Annotated in this window: 17 protein-coding genes; 7 read left to right on the top strand and 10 right to left on the bottom strand. The window is 63.7% G+C overall.

Annotated features, from left to right (window positions below):
* Nucleotides 1-2 precede the first annotated feature (2 nt).
* Together BV82_RS06425 and BV82_RS06420 are read left to right on the top strand one after the other, a co-directional pair.
* Entirely contained in the window at nt 3-401 is a 399-nt protein-coding gene (locus tag BV82_RS06425; protein ID WP_010224875.1) for a YbaY family lipoprotein, read from the top strand.
* Between the two features lie 33 nt (nt 402-434).
* Nucleotides 435-1,124 carry a DUF4197 domain-containing protein gene (locus tag BV82_RS06420; RefSeq protein ID WP_010224876.1) on the top strand — a complete coding sequence of 230 codons (690 nt, stop codon included), beginning with the start codon at nt 435-437 and terminating at the stop codon, nt 1,122-1,124.
* Nucleotides 1,125-1,202: 78 nt separating this feature from the next.
* On the opposite strand, the gene BV82_RS06415 is transcribed toward BV82_RS06420, so the two are convergent.
* The gene (locus BV82_RS06415) at nt 1,203-4,268 is read right to left on the bottom strand and encodes an efflux RND transporter permease subunit (protein WP_036994065.1); all 3,066 of its coding nucleotides are present in this window, start codon (nt 4,266-4,268) and stop codon (nt 1,203-1,205) included.
* 6 nt (nt 4,269-4,274) lie between these two features.
* Nucleotides 4,275-5,375, bottom strand: coding sequence for an efflux RND transporter periplasmic adaptor subunit (locus tag BV82_RS06410; protein ID WP_010224878.1), 1,101 nt, complete (start codon nt 5,373-5,375; stop codon nt 4,275-4,277).
* Nucleotides 5,376-5,570: 195 nt separating this feature from the next.
* Between BV82_RS06410 and BV82_RS06405 the strand changes: the two genes are divergently transcribed.
* Complete coding sequence (locus BV82_RS06405) at nt 5,571-6,203, top strand: TetR/AcrR family transcriptional regulator (RefSeq protein ID WP_036994064.1); 633 nt, start codon at nt 5,571-5,573, stop codon at nt 6,201-6,203.
* Here the strand turns inward: BV82_RS06405 and BV82_RS06400 are convergent.
* On the bottom strand, nt 6,200-6,982 hold the full coding sequence (locus BV82_RS06400) for a class I SAM-dependent methyltransferase (protein ID WP_010224880.1): 783 nt from the start codon (nt 6,980-6,982) through the stop codon (nt 6,200-6,202). The two genes, BV82_RS06405 and BV82_RS06400, sit on opposite strands and share 4 nt — an antisense overlap.
* A 95-nt stretch (nt 6,983-7,077) precedes the next feature.
* Between BV82_RS06400 and BV82_RS06395 the strand changes: the two genes are divergently transcribed.
* The gene (locus BV82_RS06395; RefSeq protein ID WP_036994063.1) at nt 7,078-7,698 is read left to right on the top strand and encodes a hypothetical protein; all 621 of its coding nucleotides are present in this window, start codon (nt 7,078-7,080) and stop codon (nt 7,696-7,698) included.
* Between the two features lie 3 nt (nt 7,699-7,701).
* On the opposite strand, the gene BV82_RS06390 is transcribed toward BV82_RS06395, so the two are convergent.
* From BV82_RS06390 to ppc, 7 genes are all read right to left on the bottom strand, one after another.
* Nucleotides 7,702-8,397: an extensin-like domain-containing protein gene (locus tag BV82_RS06390; RefSeq protein WP_010224883.1), complete on the bottom strand. Its 696-nt coding sequence runs from the start codon at nt 8,395-8,397 to the stop codon at nt 7,702-7,704.
* A 6-nt stretch (nt 8,398-8,403) separates the two neighbouring features.
* The gene (locus BV82_RS06385) at nt 8,404-9,234 is read right to left on the bottom strand and encodes an isocitrate lyase/PEP mutase family protein (protein WP_036994062.1); all 831 of its coding nucleotides are present in this window, start codon (nt 9,232-9,234) and stop codon (nt 8,404-8,406) included.
* A 32-nt stretch (nt 9,235-9,266) separates the two neighbouring features.
* On the bottom strand, nt 9,267-10,136 hold the full coding sequence (locus tag BV82_RS06380; RefSeq protein WP_036994061.1) for a DUF72 domain-containing protein: 870 nt from the start codon (nt 10,134-10,136) through the stop codon (nt 9,267-9,269).
* Between the two features lie 3 nt (nt 10,137-10,139).
* The gene (locus BV82_RS06375) at nt 10,140-10,436 is read right to left on the bottom strand and encodes a hypothetical protein (protein WP_010224887.1); all 297 of its coding nucleotides are present in this window, start codon (nt 10,434-10,436) and stop codon (nt 10,140-10,142) included.
* Nucleotides 10,437-10,565: 129 nt separating this feature from the next.
* A complete protein-coding gene (gene tsaB, locus BV82_RS06370; protein WP_036994060.1) occupies nt 10,566-11,240 on the bottom strand; it encodes a tRNA (adenosine(37)-N6)-threonylcarbamoyltransferase complex dimerization subunit type 1 TsaB in 675 nt (224 codons plus the stop codon).
* 87 nt (nt 11,241-11,327) lie between these two features.
* Nucleotides 11,328-11,975 carry an adenylate kinase gene (gene adk, locus BV82_RS06365; RefSeq protein ID WP_036994059.1) on the bottom strand — a complete coding sequence of 216 codons (648 nt, stop codon included), beginning with the start codon at nt 11,973-11,975 and terminating at the stop codon, nt 11,328-11,330.
* Between the two features lie 257 nt (nt 11,976-12,232).
* On the bottom strand, nt 12,233-14,860 hold the full coding sequence (gene ppc / locus BV82_RS06360) for a phosphoenolpyruvate carboxylase (protein WP_036994058.1): 2,628 nt from the start codon (nt 14,858-14,860) through the stop codon (nt 12,233-12,235).
* A 155-nt stretch (nt 14,861-15,015) separates the two neighbouring features.
* On the opposite strand from ppc, the gene BV82_RS06355 reads away from it, so the two are divergent.
* The 3 genes from BV82_RS06355 (at nt 15,016) to lptF (ending at nt 16,885) form a co-directional block, all read left to right on the top strand.
* A complete protein-coding gene (locus BV82_RS06355) occupies nt 15,016-15,360 on the top strand; it encodes a hypothetical protein (protein ID WP_010224891.1) in 345 nt (114 codons plus the stop codon).
* Nucleotides 15,361-15,632: 272 nt separating this feature from the next.
* Nucleotides 15,633-16,046, top strand: coding sequence for a DUF4398 domain-containing protein (locus BV82_RS06350; RefSeq protein ID WP_010224892.1), 414 nt, complete (start codon nt 15,633-15,635; stop codon nt 16,044-16,046).
* 50 nt (nt 16,047-16,096) lie between these two features.
* Nucleotides 16,097-16,885 carry a lipotoxin F family OmpA-related lipoprotein LptF gene (gene lptF, locus BV82_RS06345; protein WP_036994057.1) on the top strand — a complete coding sequence of 263 codons (789 nt, stop codon included), beginning with the start codon at nt 16,097-16,099 and terminating at the stop codon, nt 16,883-16,885.
* The last annotated feature ends 24 nt before the right edge of the window (nt 16,886-16,909 follow it).

Raw genomic sequence — 16,909 nt, 5'->3', positions numbered from 1 at the left:
TGATGAAAAAACTGTCCCTGATCCTTCTGGGCAGCCTGCTAGCCGCGTGCAGCAGCACCCCTGAAGCGTCCAAGGCCAGCCTGGATGGCGAAGTGTTCTACCTGCAGCGCATCGCCCTGCCGCCCGCCGCCACCCTGAGCGTCGCCCTGCAGGACGTGTCGCTGATGGACGCCCCCGCCGTCACCCTGGCCAGCCAGAGCGGCCCGGTCAAAGGCAATGTGCCGCTGCCCTTCCACCTGAGCTACGACCCGGCGCAGGTCAAGCCCGGTCACCGCTATGCAGTCAGTGCGCGGATCGAACTAGATGGCAAGCTGCTGTTCATCAATACCGAGCATCACGGCGTACAGCTCGATGGCAACGACCCGCAGCCGGTGCGCATCAAGGTCGATGCCGTTCGTTGATTGATTGTTTTTCCTTCGCATAAGGATGCTGCCATGTTTCGCCCAGCTCTAACCTTCACCGGCCTGTGCGCCGGCCTGCTGCTGTCGGCCAGCGCCCTGGCGCTGTCGCTCGGCGACCTCTCGCAAAAAGATGCCTCCACTGGCCTGAAGGACGCCCTGACCCAGGGCGCCCAGGTCGCGGTCAAACAACTGGGCACCCCCGGTGGTTTCAGCAATAACCCGGATGTGCGCATCGAGCTGCCGGGCAACCTTGGCAAGGTGGCCAAGAAGATGAAGACGTTCGGCATGGGCGCCCAGGTCGAGCAACTGGAATCCAGCATGAACAAAGCCGCCGAAGCGGCCGTGCCGCAAGCCCAGGCGCTGCTGGTCGATGCGGTGAAAAAAATGACCGTGGATGATGCCAAGGGCATCCTCAGCGGCGGCAATGACTCGGCCACCCAGTACCTGAGCAAGACCAGCCGCGAACAGATCCGCGCCAAGTTCCTGCCGATCGTCAAGAAGGCCACCGACCAGGTCGGCCTGGCCCAGCAGTACAACAACTTTGCCGGGCAAGCGGCGACCCTGGGCGTGCTGGATGCCAAGAATGCCAACGTCGAAGGTTACGTCACCGAACAGGCGCTCAACGGCCTGTTCGAGATGATTGGCAAGCAGGAACAAACCATCCGCCAGAACCCGGCTGCTGCGGCTACCAGCATCGCCAAGAAGGTGTTTGGCGCGCTTTGAGCCTCTCGCTCCAAAGGGCTGCTTGCGCAGCCCATCGCCGGCAAGGCCGGCTCCCACAATAGATCTGTGTCACCGCCCTCAGGCTTTCTTGACCCTGAACCACGCCGCATACAAGGCCGGCAGGAACAACAGCGTCAACGCCGTCGCCACGATCAGGCCGCCCATGATCGCCACCGCCATCGGCCCGAAGAACACGCTGCGTGACAGCGGGATCATCGCCAGCACCGCCGCCAGAGCGGTCAGCACGATCGGCCGGAAGCGCCTTACCGTCGCCTCGATAATTGCCTGCCAGCGGTCAAGCCCAGCGGCGATGTCCTGCTCGATCTGGTCGACCAGGATCACCGAGTTGCGCATGATCATGCCCGACAGGGCAATGGTCCCGAGCATGGCGACAAAGCCGAACGGCTGGCGGAACACCAACAGGAACAGGGTCACGCCAATCAGCCCCAGGGGCGCGGTGAGAAACACCATCACCGTGCGCGAGAAGCTGCGCAATTGCAGCATCAGCAGGGTCAGCACCACGACGATGAACAACGGCACCCCGGCGTTCACCGACTTCTGCCCGCGGGTAGAGTCTTCCACCGTGCCGCCTACCTCCAGCAGGTAGCCATCGGGCAGTTCGGCACGCACCGGGTCCAGGGTCGGCAGGATCTGCTGGACCAGGGTCACCGGTTGTTCTTTGCCGTAGATGTCGGCGCGCACGGTGACATTGGGCAGACGGTTGCGGTGCCAGATGACGCCCTCCTCAAAGCCGTATTCCAGGGTCGCCACCTGAGACAGCGCCACACTACGGCCATTGTCGGTCGGCACCGCCAGGCTTGGCAGGTTGGCAAGCTCGCTGCGCTCCTGCTGGGTACCGCGCAGGAGGATCTCGATCAGCTCGTTGTCCTCACGGAACTGGCTGACCGCAGAGCCGGTCAGCGAGCTTTGCAGAAACTTCGCCAGGTTCGCCGTGCTCACTCCCAGGGCGCGGGCGCGGTCCTGGTCGATGTTCAGGTAAACCACCTTGCTCGGCTCTTCCCAGTCGAGGTGGACGTTGACCACATGGGGGTTCTCACGAACCTTGGCCGCCACTTTGCGGGCCAGGGCGCGGACTTGCTCGATATGCTCGCCGGTGACCCGGAACTGCACCGGGTAGCCCACGGGCGGGCCGTTTTCCAGGCGCGTGACCCGCGAGCGCAGGTCGGGGAATTGTTCATCGAGGGTGGCGATCAGCCAACTGCGCAGTTGTTCACGCTCCTCGATGGTTTTCGCCAGCACCACGAACTGGGCGAAGCTTGGCGCCGGCAGTTGCTGGTCCAATGGCAGGTAGAAGCGTGGCGAACCCGTGCCCACATAGGCTACATAGTTGTCGATGCCGGCGCGTTCCTTGAGCAGTGCTTCCAGACGTTTGACCTGCTCGGCGGTGTTACTCAGCGAGGCGCCTTCGGCAAGCTTCAGGTCGACCATCAACTCCAGGCGCCCGGAGGCCGGGAAGAACTGCTGGGGCACGAAGCGGAACAACAAAATGCTGCCGATAAACAGGGCGATGGTTGCCAGAATCACCGTCTTGCGCCGCTCCACGCACCAGCCGACCAGGCGCCGCACGCGCTGGTAGAACGGTGTGCCATATGGATCTGGTCCACCTTCGGCAGTGCCATGCTTGGCCGCGTGCAGCTTGGCCAGGTCCGGCAGCAGGCGCTCGCCCAGATAGGGCACGAACACCACCGCGGCAATCCACGAGGCGAGCAAGGCGATGGTTACCACCTGGAAGATCGAGCGGGTGTATTCACCGGTGCCGGACTGCGCGGTGGCAATCGGCAAGAAGCCTGCGGCGGTGATCAAGGTGCCGGTCAGCATCGGGAAGGCGGTGCTGGTCCAGGCATAACTGGCGGCCTTGAGCCGGTCGAAGCCCTGCTCCATCTTGATCGCCATCATTTCCACGGCAATGATCGCGTCATCCACCAGCAAGCCCAGGGCCAGCACCAGCGCGCCAAGGGAAATCTTGTGCAGGCCGATGCCGAAGTAGTACATGGCGGCAAAGGTCATCGCCAGCACCAGCGGGATCGCCAGCGCCACCACCAAGCCGGTGCGCATGCCTAAGGAGAAGAAGCTCACCAGCAAAACGATGGCCAGCGCCTCGACCAGCACCTGGACGAACTCGCCCACACCGGTCTTCACCGCCGCCGGCTGATCGGACACCTTGCGCAGCTCCATGCCGGCCGGCAGGTTGTGGGCGATGCGGGCGAACTCGGCTTCCAGGGCCTTGCCCAGCACCAGGATATCGCCACCGGCCTTCATCGACACCGCCAGGCCAATGGCGTCTTCGCCCATGAAGCGCATGCGCGGTGCCGGTGGGTCGTTAAAACCTCGGCGCACATCGGCGACATCGCCGATACGGAAGGTCCGGTCGCCGACCCGGATCGGGAACTGCTGGATCTGCTCAACCGTGGTGAAACGCCCGCTGACCCGCAGTTGCAGGCGCTCGCTCGGCGTCTCGAAGAAGCCTGCGGTGCTCACCGCGTTCTGCTCTTCCAGCGCCTGTTGCACCGCCGCCAGGGGCAGGCCAAGGGTGGCCAGCTTGAGGTTGGACAGCTCGATCCAGATCTTCTCGTCCTGCAGGCCCAGCAGCTCGACCTTGCCGACGTCCTTGACCCGCTGCAGCTGGATCTGCACGCGGTCGGCGTAGTCCTTGAGCACGGCGTAGTCGAAGCCATCGCCGGTCAGCGCATAGATATTGCCGAAGGTGGTGCCGAATTCGTCGTTGAAGAACGGCCCCTGGATACCCTGGGGCAAGGTGTGGCGGATATCGGCGACCTTCTTGCGGATCTGGTACCAGAGCTCGGGGATGTCGGCCGAATGCATCGAGTCGCGGGCCATGAAGGTGACCTGCGATTCACCAGGCCGCGAGAACGAGACGATCCTCTCGTACTCGCCGGTTTCCATCAGCTTCTTTTCGATGCGTTCGGTCACCTGGCGCGAGACTTCCTCGGCACTGGCGCCGGGCCAGAGGGTGCGAATGACCATGGCCTTGAAGGTAAAGGGCGGGTCTTCGCTCTGCCCCAGTTTGGTGTAGGACAGTGCGCCGACCACGGCCAGCAAAATCATCAGGAACAGCACGATCTGCCGATTGCGCAGGGCCCAGGCGGAAAGGTTGAAACCCATCGGGACTTACTCCTTGACCGCCAGATTCACCACACGATTGGACCGATCCACCGGACGCACCTGTTGCCCCTCCTGGAGCACATGCACGCCGGCCGCTACCACCCAGTCCGAGGCATTCAGGCCTTCGAGCACTGGCACGCTGCTTTCACCGTAAGCACCGACCCGCACCGGCACGCGCTTGAGGGTGTTGTTGGCATCGACACGCCAGACGTAGGTCTGGCCGTTCTCTGCGGTCAGGGCCGAGAGCGGTACCGCCAGGGGAATCTGCTCGGTGTGCTGGATGAACACCCGGGCGCTCTGGCCAAGCTCGGCCGGCACCTTGCCGGCGGTAAAGGCGATGCGCGCCGCAAAGGTTCGCGAGCGTGGATCGGCCGAAGGTGACAGCTCACGAATACGGCCATTGAAGCGTTGATCCGGTTGCGACCAGAGCTCCACCGACACCGGCTGACCTACCTTGAAACGGCCGAAGTGCTGTTCCGGCAGGCCGATCAGCACTTCACGCTCGCCATCGGTGGCCAGGGTGAACACCGTCTGGCCAGCGGACACCACCTGCCCCACTTCGACCTGGCGCTTGGCAATCACCCCATCCTGAGAGGCCCGCAGCACGGCGTATTCCGCCTGGTTGCCGGCCACATCAAACTCGGCGCGCACCTGTTTGAGCCGGGCCAGACCCGCGCGGTAAAGGTTTTCAGCATTGTCATATTGCGAACGGCTGACCATCTGCCGGTCGAGCAGGGTCTTGTAGCGGTCGCGTTCGGCCTTGACCAGGCTCAGGTTGGCTTCGGCGGCGGCCAGTTGTGCACGGCTGGCTTCCAGTTGCAGGCGCACATCCTGAGGGTCGAGCTCGGCCAGCGCCTGCTCGGCCTTGACCCGCTGCCCTTCCTCGACCAGGCGCTTGCTGACCTTGCCACCGATACGGAATGCCAGCTCCGGCTCGAAGCGCGCACGCACCTCGCCGGGGTAACTGTCGGCAGCGGCGCTGGCCGGCTGCGGCTGCACCACCATGGCCGGACGAAGGGAAGTCTGCGGTGCGCTTTCCTGCCCACAGGCAGCAAGCAGCAACACAAGACCGACGGGCAAAGCGAGGGGCAAGGCATGGCGCAACATGATGAATGACCTTTCGCGAATGGCGCTTTGAATATTTATACTGATGGGTATATTAAATCAGGGAGCCGGACCGGGGAAGCAGGCGTGCGAGAGAATTCCGACATTTATGCCGGGCGCAGCACGTCGATATTTGCCCGCCGAAATACCGGTCGCGATGTACCATGTGCACTTACTGGAATATGTAACTTTTCACTCATGCCCAAAGTCACTGCTGCTACCGGCCCCGGCCGGCCCAAGGACCTGGCAAAACGCCAGGCCATTCTCGAGGCAGCCAAGGCGCTGTTTCTAACCCTTGGCTATGCCAACACCAGCATGGATGCGGTCGCGACAGCGGCAGGTGTGTCAAAACTCACGGTCTACAGCCACTTCACCGACAAGGAGACGCTGTTCTCTTCGGCGGTGGTCGCCACCTGCACGGCGCAATTGCCCGAATTGATCTTCGAGCTGCCTGAAGGTGTGCCGCTGGAGCAGGTGCTGCTGAAGATCGGTCGCGGTTTTCAGGCGCTGATCAGCAGCGACCTGTCGGTCAAGCTGCACCGGCTGATCATGGCCCTGGGCAATCAGGACCCGAAGCTCAGCCAGATCTTCTTCGAGGCCGGCCCGATGCGGGTCCTGCATGAGATGGAGGCGCTGCTGCGCCAGGCGGATGCGCGCGGGTTGCTGCGCATCGAGCTGCCGGCCAACGCCGCCGAGCACTTCTTCTGCCTGCTCAAGGGCGCGGCCAACTTCCGCCTGTTGCTCGGCTATGCCCCGGCGCTGGATGCCGAGGCCGCCGAGGCCCATGTCCAGGAAGTGGTGGCGCTGTTCATGCGCGCCTACCGCCCCTAAGGCTTGAGGGCTTTTTTCGGGTAGATGTCGTAGCGGCTGGATTTGCCTTCCAGGCAGTGGCTGGGCTTGGGCCCGTCGATGATCGGCGCCTTGCGCGGGCGCTTGACCACCACCCGGTGGCTGGCCAGGGCCAGGGCGGCGGCGAGCAGCGCCGGGGCGTCGAGGTCGTCACCGACCAGCGGGCGGAACACGCGCATTTCCTTTTTCACCAGGGCGCTCTTGTCGCGGTGCGGGAACATCGGGTCGAGGTAGATCACCTGCGGCGGTTCGCCCTGCCAGTTGTGCATGTGCTCGATGGCATTGCCGGTGAGCAGGTGCATGCGCGCGACGATCGGGCCCACCTCGGCATCATTGCGGGCGCGGGCCAGGCCATCTTCGAGCAAGGCCGCCACCAGTGGCTGGCGTTCGATCAGGGTCATCTGGCAGCCAAGGCTGGCCAGCACGAAAGCGTCCTTGCCCAGCCCCGCCGTTGCATCGAGCACCTGTGGGCGTACGCCTTGAGCAATACCCACGGCCTTGGCGATCATCTGCCCGCTACCGCCGCCGAACACCCGCCGGTGGGCCGCCGCGCCTTCAACGAAATCCACCCGCACCGGCCCCGGCGCCTGCGGGCCGAGCTGCTGGATCTGCAGGCCACTGGCACCGACCTGCACGGCAAAGCCTGCGCTATCGTCGCTCAGCGGCAACTCCAGGCGCTGTGCCCACTCGACAGCCTGGGCCTGAAAATCGGCCGTCAATGCCTCGACCCGGATGCCGCCGTCCGCCAGTTGCTCCACCATCAAATCCTGTACTCAAAAAAATTAAATGATCGTCGGCCACGGCCGATATACGAAGTATTCGCTATTTTGCCAGACCAGAACCCTCTGCGACTGCCATGACCGACATTCTTCAGCTCAACTCAGGTTATATCTCGCCCGTCGGCGACTATGGCCGGCACAATACCCAGGCACTGGGCGGCGTCAGCCACCTGTGGCAGGACTTTTTTGCCCGCGCCCTGGCTGAGCAGCAAGGTCAGGAAGACGCAGCCAAGGCCATGGCCGCCGAGCAATTCGACAAGGTCACCGGCGAACCGCTGGGCGGCAGCCAGGTGCTGGCGCAGATTCACAGCCAGCGCCTGTGCGATGTGCATGACACCGAACTGGCCCCGCCCGAGCCGCTGTTCCTGCCGATTGCCGAACTCGAACCTGAACTGCTGGAAAAACTCGCGCCGCCGTTCAGCGCCGCCGAACTGATCGAGCAGCAGCGTCAGTTGGACATCAGCAACACCTGGGTACGCCCGATCGTCATGAGCCAGGGTCAGCCATTGCCTGAGCCAGGCCCGGCACCACAGGCCAAGCCGCTGTATCTGCCGATCGCCGAATTCGAGATGGACCTGCTGGACAAGGCACCCGAACCTTTCGACGAAGCCACCATGGCCGTGCAGCAATCGCAGCTGGACTTCGACAATCGCTGGGCCCGCCCGGTGGTGCTGAACAACGTTCGCATCGCCGCCTGAGCCTCAGCGGCAGATCTGCCAGAAGCCCATGTCCAGATGAAAGTGATTACGGTGCGCGCCGTTGTAGTCGGGCCCCAGCACCGTATTGAAGCTGTCGCAGGCACTGGCGTGCACATCCCTTAAGAACTTCGCTTTGACGCCCTCCCCCGGCCAGTCCTTGAGCAACTGAATACGCTGCCCGTCGGCCAGGCGAAAGCCGGCGATGTCCAGGGCATTGGCCGTGGCGTGCTGGCTGAGGCGGCCATTCTTGCGGTTGTACATGTTGCGACAGGCGAAGCTGCCCAGGTGATCGACCTGCACCACCGGTTGGGCAAAAGCACGCTGCGCCGCCGGTTGCAGGGCATGGCGTTCGAACAGCGCATAAGCCACCGCCATCGGGCAACTGGCGAGAAAGCTGCTGCTCAGGCGCACCGAGGAGCCTTCGACCCGCACCACGTTTTCCAGCGGGCACGGCGCGTTGGCCGGGCTGTCGGACTGCCTGCGATAGCGCAGGTTCGAGGTTGCCAGGGCCTGCTCGCACAGCTGCGGATCATCCTGCAGACGGCCCAGCTTATACGGTGTCAGCAGGTTCGGCGGCTGGCGCACATCCAGCGCCGCCCAGGGGTTCCAGGCATCTGGCAAACGCCAGCCCATGCGCCAGGCAACGACGCTTACGGCAATCGACATCAGGCACAGCACAGCGAGCAGTCCTTTGCGCATGGTCGATCAACGCCTGAATAACTGGTTGAGCTGGTCGAACGACAACGCCTGGTCGGCGTAGTCGAAACGGCCTTGATCGTGAATCCGTTGCGCGGCGTAGAAAAACGCCCCGTAGGCCGCCCGCGCCAACGACGAGCCAACACTGATGCGCTTGACACCAAGGGCCTGGACATCGGCAAAACTCAGCTGCACACCGCTCAGGCCCATCAGTACGTTGACCGGCTTGGGCGCTACCGCCTGCACCACACGGCGGATCTCTTGCGCGGTGCGCAGGCCCGGGGCATAGAGCACATCGGCGCCGGCTTCGGCGAAGGCCTGCAGGCGGGCGATGGTGTCATCCAGGTCCATGCGCCCGTGCAGCAGGTTTTCCGCGCGGGCACAGAGCATGAACGGGAAGTCCAGGCTACGGGCGGCGGCCACCGCCGCTTCGACCCGCTCCACGGCGTGATGAAAGCTGTAGATCGGGTCTTCGGCGTTGCCGCTGGCATCCTCGATGGAACCGCCGACCAGGCCGACGGCGGCGCCCTGCAGGATCGCCTCGGCGCACCCCTTGGGATCGTCGCTGAAGCCATTCTCCAGGTCCGCGGCCACCGGCAACGCCGTGGCGTCGACAATGCAACGGGCGTTATCGAGGGTTTCATCCAGGCTCATGGCCCCTTCGGCATCCGGACGCCCCAGGGAGAACGCCAGCCCGGCACTGGTGGTGGCCAGCGCCTCGAAGCCGAGGCTGGCCAGCAACTTGGCGGAACCGGCATCCCAGGGGTTGGGAATGACGAAGGCGCCATCGCGTTCATGCAGGGCTTTGAAGGCTTCGGCACGCAGGGTTTGCACATCCATGATCATGACTCCCGGGCAGGCGGCAGGGCAGGTCAGAGCAAGCCGAGCTGTTCGGCTTCTGGTGTCCTGTCCAGTTCAGGCAAGGCTGCAAGCCCCGGCAGACGTTCCATCAGGCCCTGATGGAAACGCTGGGCCAGGGCGGCGGCCAGGCGGTTGTCGGCAGTATGCAAGAAAACGTAGGGGCTGCGCCCCTCCTCGATCCAGGCCGCGACTTTGTCCAGCCACGGCTGCAGGAACGGCTCGTTGGCAGCAAGCTCGGGGTGGCCGATGAACCGTATCTGCGGGTGCTGGGTGAAGGCGGTCGGGCGTGGCGGCACGCGCGGCTTTTTCGACTGGGCGTGAAGCACCTCGGGGCTGCGCGACGTGCAGCTGAACAGCGCCCGGGGATCAAGACAGATGCGCTCGACGCCGCGATCGAGCAGCAAGCGGTTGAGCATGCGCTCTTCATCGCCCTTGCTGAAGAACGCTGCATTGCGTACCTCCACGGCGATGGGCACAGCGGCCTCGTCGAGGAAATTCACCAGCTCACCGAGGCGCGCCGGACCGAAGGTTGCCGGCAACTGCAGCCAGTAAGGGGCTACGCGTGCGCCCAAGGGCTTGAGCAAGTCGATGAAGGATTGCGCAGCCGCCAATTGACCGTACAGGTCACCACTATGACTGATATCGCCGGGGAACTTGGCGGTAAAACGAAAGTGCGCGGGCATTACCTGCGCCCAGCGCTCGATCGTCGCCGGTGCCGGGCGGGCATAAAAGGTGGTGTTGCCTTCTACGGCATTGAAGACCTGGCTGTAGAGGCCGAGAAACTCGCCGCTTTTGGCGTCAGCCGGGTACAGGTACTCGCGCCAGGCGTTTTCACTCCAGGACGGACAACCGACAAAATAGGGAAGCGTGGACAGACTCATCCATCAAATGTACAGGTCCAGCCCCAGTACTTCCATCTCCCAGTCAACGAAACCGGCAGTGGTCAGGTAGCTGGCCAGGGCATGGGCGGTGCGTTTGTTGCGGGCCCGCGGGAAGATCATGTCCTGGGGCCGTGCCGGCAGGCCGCCAGGGCGCGCCTGGCCGTGGCTGGCGCTGGCTTGCGGCTGCACTTCGAACTCGCCCGGCAGATCCTCGTCGTCCACATCATCGCTGCGCACCGGCGCTTTGCGCGGGGCACGCTTGATGGGGTAGGACTGCGAGGAAAAACCGTCGATACGCATGGCGATTACTCAAGAGCAATGATGGCAATTTAGCAGCATCGTTGATCCTTCGCTAATGCCCGATTGATAACTGGACCACAGTTCGGGCAAAAGGTTTTACTTGGCCTGGGAATAGTCGACGAGTTGCACTCAGCGCGCTTTCGGCGTGGCCACTTTGTCGCGCAGGTACACAGGCTGCGCAAGGTCTGCGGCAATGGCCTCGCCACGCTGCCAGGCGAACGTCGCCAGGCTCAGCAGGTCCTGGGCATGGGGCAGCAGGCTGGCATCCTGAGCGTTGACCTTGACCGCCAGGCGGTCGGCATAGCCCCAGCCGGTGCCGGCACCGAACCAGTCGCCGCTGGCGCCAAGCGGCAGCGCAACCTGCTCCGGTGGCAGCACTGCCTCGGTGCCCTGCAGGCGCATTTCGCCGTCGACATTCTGATAGCAGCCCCAGTAGACCTCGTCCATGCGCGCATCGATTGCCGCCGCCACTTGCTGTACGCCCTGCTCGCGCAGGGCACGCTGGGCCAGCACGGCCAGGTTGGACACCGGCAATACCGGCCGTTGCAGGGCAAAGGCCAGGCCCTGGACCACGCCAATGGCAATGCGCACGCCGGTGAAGGCACCCGGGCCACGGCCAAAGGCGATGGCATCGAGCTGTTGCAGGGTGACGCCGGCATCGGCCAGCAGTTGCTGGATCATCGGCAGCAGCTTCTGCGCGTGCAGGCGCGGGATCACCTCATAATGGCTGGAAACCTTGCCGTCATGCAGCAAGGCAACGGAGCAGGCTTCAGTGGCGGTATCGAGGGCCAGCAAGGTGGTCATCGGGGGTTCCAGGGGCAAGAAAAAAGAGCGGCATTATAAACAACAACGGCCCGCAAGCGGGCCGTTGTCTGCACTACCGAGCGTCGATCAGCTCAGTGCGGCCAGGACCTTGGCGGTGATCGCATCCACCGAGCCGACGCCTTCGATATGGCTGTACTTCGGCTTGCCTTCCGCGGCCGCCAGCTTCTGGTAGAAGTCAACCAGAGGCTTGGTCTGGGTGTGGTAGACCGACAGGCGATGACGTACGGTTTCTTCCTTGTCGTCATCACGCTGGATCAGCTCTTCGCCAGTGGTGTCATCCTTGCCTTCCACCTTCGGTGGGTTGTACTGGATATGGTAGGTACGACCCGAAGCCAGGTGCACGCGGCGACCGGCCATACGACCCACGATCTCTTCGTCGTCTACGGCGATTTCCACAACATTGTCGATGGTCACGCCCGCTTCCTTCATGGCTTCAGCCTGAGGAATGGTGCGCGGGAAGCCGTCGAACAGGAAGCCGTTCGCGCAGTCAGCCTGGGCAATGCGCTCTTTGACCAGGCTGATGATCAGTTCGTCGGAGACCAGCTGACCGGCGTCCATGACCTTCTTCAGTTCCAGGCCCAGCGGGGTGCCGGCCTTGACTGCGGCGCGCAGCATGTCGCCAGTGGAAATCTGTGGAATACCGAACTTCTCGGTGATGAACTTTGCCTGAGTACCTTTACCGGCCCCGGGAGCTCCCAGCAGAATTACGCGCATCTCGTGCTCCTCATTTTTTTGTAAGCAAATCAGTGGGTTTGCCACGCAGGGCCAATCCCGGAATTTGGGTGATGATCGTAATTTCGATCAAAAGGCTGCTCAAGATACACAGCGCCCGCAAGCCACACAAGCGGTCGAAAGTCGGAAAAACCCGTGCACAGTGGCCGTCTTGAGCACAGGTTGCGCTGGGCGCAACCTGTTGCTTTACAAGCATTCTGCCCGCCCTGTGCAACGGATCGGCGGGCCGGGTTTTGCACTCACCCGGTATTGCGCAAACCCGCCGCGATACCGGCCACGGTAACCAGCAAGGCCTGTTCCAACGGGCTATCCAGAGCGGCTTCGCGCCCGCGCGAACGCGCCAGCAGTTCGGCTTGCAATAGATGCAGCGGGTCCAGATAGGTGTTGCGCAAGCGGATGAATTCCAGGGTCTCGGGGCTGTGTGCCAGTAGCACCGGCTGCCCGGTCAGCCCCAGTACCACCTGGCACGCCTGCGACAATAGGTCGCGCAAATGTGCACCCAAAGGTCGCAGTTCTGGTTGCACTAGACGTTCGTCGTAGGAGCGGGCGATATCGGCATCGGCCTTGGCCAGGACCATTTCCAGCATGTCGATGCGTGTGCGGAAAAACGGCCACTGCTCGCGCATCTCGGCCAGCAACGGCCCCTGGCCACGGGCCAGGGCATTGTTCAGTGCCGCTTCCCAGCCAAGCCAGGCCGGCAGCATCAGGCGCGTCTGGGTCCAGCCGAAAATCCACGGGATCGCCCGCAGGCTTTCAATCCCGCCGGCGCGACGTTTGGCCGGGCGGCTGCCCAGCGGCAGGCGGCCCAACTCCTGCTCCGGGGTGGATTGACGGAAGTACTCGACGAATTCGGGGTTGTCACGCACCACGCCACGGTAAGCCTTGACGCCGTCGGCGGCCAACTGGTCCATCAGCGCGCGCCAGGCCGGTTGTGGCGGCGGCGGTGGCAGCAAGGTCGCCTCCAGCACCGCGGCCAGGTAGAGGTTGAGGTTCTGCTCGGCGATGTCCGGCAGGCCGAACTTGAAGCGGATCATCTCGCCCTGCTCGGTGGTACGGAAACGCCCCGCCACCGACCCCGGCGGCTGCGACAGGATCGCCGCGTGGGCCGGGCCGCCGCCACGCCCGACGGTACCGCCGCGACCGTGGAACAACAGCAACTCGACCTGTTGCTCGCGGCAGATGCGCACCAGGCTTTCCTGGGCGCGGTACTGAGCCCAGGCCGCCGCCGTGGTACCGGCATCCTTGGCCGAGTCGGAATAGCCGATCATCACTTCCTGCGGGCCATGCAAGCCGGCGCGGTAGCCCGGCAGGCCGAGCAGGCGCTCCATCACCGGCCCGGCGTTGTCCAGGTCGGCGAGGGTTTCGAACAGCGGCACCACGCGCATGGGCCGCAGTACGCCGGCTTCCTTGAGCAGCAGTTGCACCGCCAGCACATCAGAGGCGGCACCGGCCATGGAGATGACATAGGAGCCCAGCGAGGCCGCTGGCGCTGCGGCAATCTCGCGGCAGGTGGCAAGCACTTCGGCGGTGTCGGCCTGGGGCTTGAAGTAGCTTGGCAACAGTGGCCGACGGCTGTTGAGTTCCTGCTGCAGGAAGGCGACGCGTGCGTCTTCATCCCACTCGGCATAGCGACCAAGACCCAGATATTCGGTGATTTCGCTGAGCGCCGAGGTGTGCCGGGCGGCGTCCTGGCGCACATCCAGGCGTACCAGGAACAGGCCGAAGGTCACCGCCCGGCGCAGGCAGTCAAGCAGCGGGCCATCGGCAATCACGCCCATGCCACAGGCGTGCAGCGACTCGAAGCACAACTGCAAGGGCTCGAACAGTTCGCGGTTGTCCTGCAGCACTTCGGGGGCAGGAGCCTGCGCGGCGGTCAACGAGGCGTGGGCCCAGGCACGGGTGATCCGCAAGCGCTCACGCAACTGCTTGAGCACGGCCCGATAGGGCTCGGCGGAGTCACCCACTTTGGCCCTGAGCGCCTCGCTGGCCTGCTGCATCGACAGCTCGGCAGCCAGGGCATCGATATCACGCAAGAACAGGTCAGCGGCCATCCAGCGCGCCAGCAACAACACTTCGCGGGTAACCGGCGCGGTGACATTGGGGTTGCCATCGCGGTCGCCGCCCATCCACGAAGCAAAGCGAATCGGCGCCGCCTCCAGTGACAGGCGCAGGCCGGTGGCCTGGTGCAGGGCCGTGTCGACCTTGCGCAAATGATGCGGGATCGCCTGCCACAGCGAATGCTCGATCACCGCAAAGCCCCATTTGGCTTCGTCCACCGGGGTTGGCCGGGTGCGGCGGATTTCTTCGGTGTGCCAGGCTTCGGCGATCAGGCGTTGCAGGCGTTCGCGGATCTGCTCGCGCTCGGCGGGGATCAGGTCGCGGTGATCCTGGGCGGCCAGCTGCGCGGCAATCGCGTCGTACTTCTGGATCAGGGTGCGCCGGGCCACTTCAGTCGGGTGAGCGGTCAGCACCAGTTCAATGCTCAGTTTGCCCAGTTGCCGGGCCAGGGCATCGTCGCTGTGGCCGGCAGCCTTGAGCCGCGCCAGCAACTCGGGCAGCACACGGGCTTCGAAAGGTTCGGGCTGGCCGGCGTCGCGGCGGCGGATCAGCTGATACTGCTCGGCGATGTTGGCCAGGTTGAGAAACTGGTTGAAAGCCCGGGCCACCGGCAGCAGTTCGTCTTCGGCCAGGTCGTTGAGGGTCGAGCTCAGTTGCTCGGCACTGCCGCTGCGGTCGGCCTTGGCACTGCGGCGAATGTCCTCGATGGTCTGCAAAAACGCTTCGCCGTGCTGCTCGCGCACGGTGTCGCCCAACAACTCACCCAACAAATGAACATCTTCACGCAAGCGCACATCGATATCAGTCATCAGCCCTGTCTCCGGCATTCGGGAAAACCGCTCTGGGCCCAGAGTGCCCCAGTAGTGGTCGAGCTTCAAGGCAGAGCCACGGCTGAACTACGCTCAACTTAGGGCTCAACTTCGGACTCAGCTCAGCGCTCAACTCAGGCCCACAGGAGAACATCATGAAAATCCGTGATCTTGCCCAGCATTGGGAACAGAACGCCAAAGGCCCGTTGAGCCCCACTGGCCATGTCCTGCACCTGGACATGGAAGCAGCGGCGCGCCTGGCGGCCCTGGCCGAAATGTACCCCAAGCGCCAGCCCGAAGAGCTGCTCGGCGAGCTGCTGGGGGCAGCGCTTGAGGAGCTGGAAGCGAGCTTCCCCTATGTCCAGGGCTCGCAGGTGATTGCCACCGATGAAGAAGGCGATCCGCTCTACGAAGACATCGGGCCGACCCCGCGTTTTCTTGCGCTGTCTCGCCGTTACCTACAGGAAATGAGCAGCGCCAAAGGCGACATCAGCGCTTGATTCACCCCGTCTGCAGCTGCGTTCCGAGCGCCTGCGCAGGCGCTCGCGTACCGCGGACACAGCTGAAAGTTCAACGAAAAAACCACTGACCGATCAGTCAGAAAAAACCGTAACCACGCGGCACATTTTTCTGAACTATTGAAAAAACGCTTCGGTCACAGCCAATAGCCATTACGGCAAAACCCTCTCAGAACCGGGTAAAAGCACTCCCGACGCTGATGGGGCACGCCGATGGACTGTTATGGAATTCGTTGTTCATCAGGAGTGATCCAATGGAGTTGACCACCATGCAGACCCGTACCGCAAACACCTCATCCACTCACCTGCGCGGGCTCAAACTGGCCGCGCTGGCACTGGGCAGCAGCCTGGTCCTGGCCGGCTGTGCCGGCAATCCACCCAGCGAGCAGTACGCTGTGACGCAATCGGCGGTCAATTCCGCTGTCAGCGCCGGCGCTACCGAGTTTGCCGCCGTTGAAATGAAGGCCGCGCAGGACAAGCTCAAACAGGCGGAAATCGCCATGCACGACAAGCAGTACGACGACGCCAAGCGCCTGGCCGAACAGGCCGAGTGGGACGCCCGCGTCGCCGAGCGCAAGGCCCAGGCCGCCAAGGCCGAGAAAGCCGTACAGGATGCCCGCCAGGGCGTTCAGGACCTGCGTGAGGAAGGCATGCGCAGCGTCGAGTGACGCCCGCCCGCCGACCCGTGCATTCGTAATCGATCAAAGGATGAACCATTATGCGTAATCACGTGATGATCCCAGCCCTTCTGGCCCTGAGCGTTGGCCTGGCCGCCTGCGCGACGCAGCCGAACGCCAACCTGGAGTCGGCCCGGAGCAACTTCTCCGCCCTGCAGAGCAACCCGCAGGCCGCCAAGGTCGCGGCCCTTGAAACCAAGGACGCCCAGGACTGGCTGAACAAGGCCGACCAGGCCTACATGGACAAGGAAGACCAGAACAAGGTCGACCAGCTCGCCTACCTGACCAACCAGCGAGTTGAAGTGGCCAAGCAGACCATTGCCCTGCGTACCGCCGAAGGCAACCTGAAGAACGCTGCCGCCCAGCGTGCCCAGGCCCGTCTTGATGCCCGCGATGCGCAGATCAAGAAGCTGCAGGATAGCCTCAATGCCAAACAGACCGACCGCGGCACCCTGGTGACCTTCGGTGACGTGCTGTTCGACTTCGACAAGGCCAACCTCAAGAGCAGCGCCTATCCGAACATCACCAAACTGGCGCAGTTCCTTCAGGAGAACCCTGACCGCAAGGTGATCGTCGAGGGCTACACCGACAGCAAAGGCAGCGCCAACTACAACCAGTCGCTGTCCGAGCGTCGCGCCGCCGCCGTGCGCATGGCGCTGGTACGTGCCGGGGTGGATCCGGCGCGGATCGTCGCCCAGGGGTACGGCAAGGAGTATCCGGTTGCCGAGAACACCAGAAACTCGGGCCGTGCCCAGAACCGGCGGGTGGAAGTGACCATTTCCAATGACAACCAGCCAGTGGCACCGCGCTCGGTGAGCCAGCTGAACTGATGTTCGCTGCGCAGTAACAAAAAT

Source organism: Pseudomonas donghuensis (genome assembly GCF_000696345.2).
In the GTDB taxonomy this organism is placed as follows: domain Bacteria; phylum Pseudomonadota; class Gammaproteobacteria; order Pseudomonadales; family Pseudomonadaceae; genus Aquipseudomonas; species Aquipseudomonas donghuensis.
This window is presented reverse-complemented; position numbering and strand designations above follow the sequence as displayed.

Coding starts and splice junctions, on each gene's coding strand:
- BV82_RS06425 (WP_010224875.1), top strand. CDS start 3: ATGAAAAAACTGTCCCTGATCCTTCTGGGCAGCCTGCTAGCCGCGTGC.
- BV82_RS06420 (WP_010224876.1), top strand. CDS start 435: ATGTTTCGCCCAGCTCTAACCTTCACCGGCCTGTGCGCCGGCCTGCTG.
- BV82_RS06415 (WP_036994065.1), bottom strand. CDS start 4,268: ATGGGTTTCAACCTTTCCGCCTGGGCCCTGCGCAATCGGCAGATCGTG.
- BV82_RS06410 (WP_010224878.1), bottom strand. CDS start 5,375: ATGTTGCGCCATGCCTTGCCCCTCGCTTTGCCCGTCGGTCTTGTGTTG.
- BV82_RS06405 (WP_036994064.1), top strand. CDS start 5,571: ATGCCCAAAGTCACTGCTGCTACCGGCCCCGGCCGGCCCAAGGACCTG.
- BV82_RS06400 (WP_010224880.1), bottom strand. CDS start 6,982: ATGGTGGAGCAACTGGCGGACGGCGGCATCCGGGTCGAGGCATTGACG.
- BV82_RS06395 (WP_036994063.1), top strand. CDS start 7,078: ATGACCGACATTCTTCAGCTCAACTCAGGTTATATCTCGCCCGTCGGC.
- BV82_RS06390 (WP_010224883.1), bottom strand. CDS start 8,397: ATGCGCAAAGGACTGCTCGCTGTGCTGTGCCTGATGTCGATTGCCGTA.
- BV82_RS06385 (WP_036994062.1), bottom strand. CDS start 9,234: ATGGATGTGCAAACCCTGCGTGCCGAAGCCTTCAAAGCCCTGCATGAA.
- BV82_RS06380 (WP_036994061.1), bottom strand. CDS start 10,136: ATGAGTCTGTCCACGCTTCCCTATTTTGTCGGTTGTCCGTCCTGGAGT.
- BV82_RS06375 (WP_010224887.1), bottom strand. CDS start 10,436: ATGCGTATCGACGGTTTTTCCTCGCAGTCCTACCCCATCAAGCGTGCC.
- tsaB (WP_036994060.1), bottom strand. CDS start 11,240: ATGACCACCTTGCTGGCCCTCGATACCGCCACTGAAGCCTGCTCCGTT.
- adk (WP_036994059.1), bottom strand. CDS start 11,975: ATGCGCGTAATTCTGCTGGGAGCTCCCGGGGCCGGTAAAGGTACTCAG.
- ppc (WP_036994058.1), bottom strand. CDS start 14,860: ATGACTGATATCGATGTGCGCTTGCGTGAAGATGTTCATTTGTTGGGT.
- BV82_RS06355 (WP_010224891.1), top strand. CDS start 15,016: ATGAAAATCCGTGATCTTGCCCAGCATTGGGAACAGAACGCCAAAGGC.
- BV82_RS06350 (WP_010224892.1), top strand. CDS start 15,633: ATGGAGTTGACCACCATGCAGACCCGTACCGCAAACACCTCATCCACT.
- lptF (WP_036994057.1), top strand. CDS start 16,097: ATGCGTAATCACGTGATGATCCCAGCCCTTCTGGCCCTGAGCGTTGGC.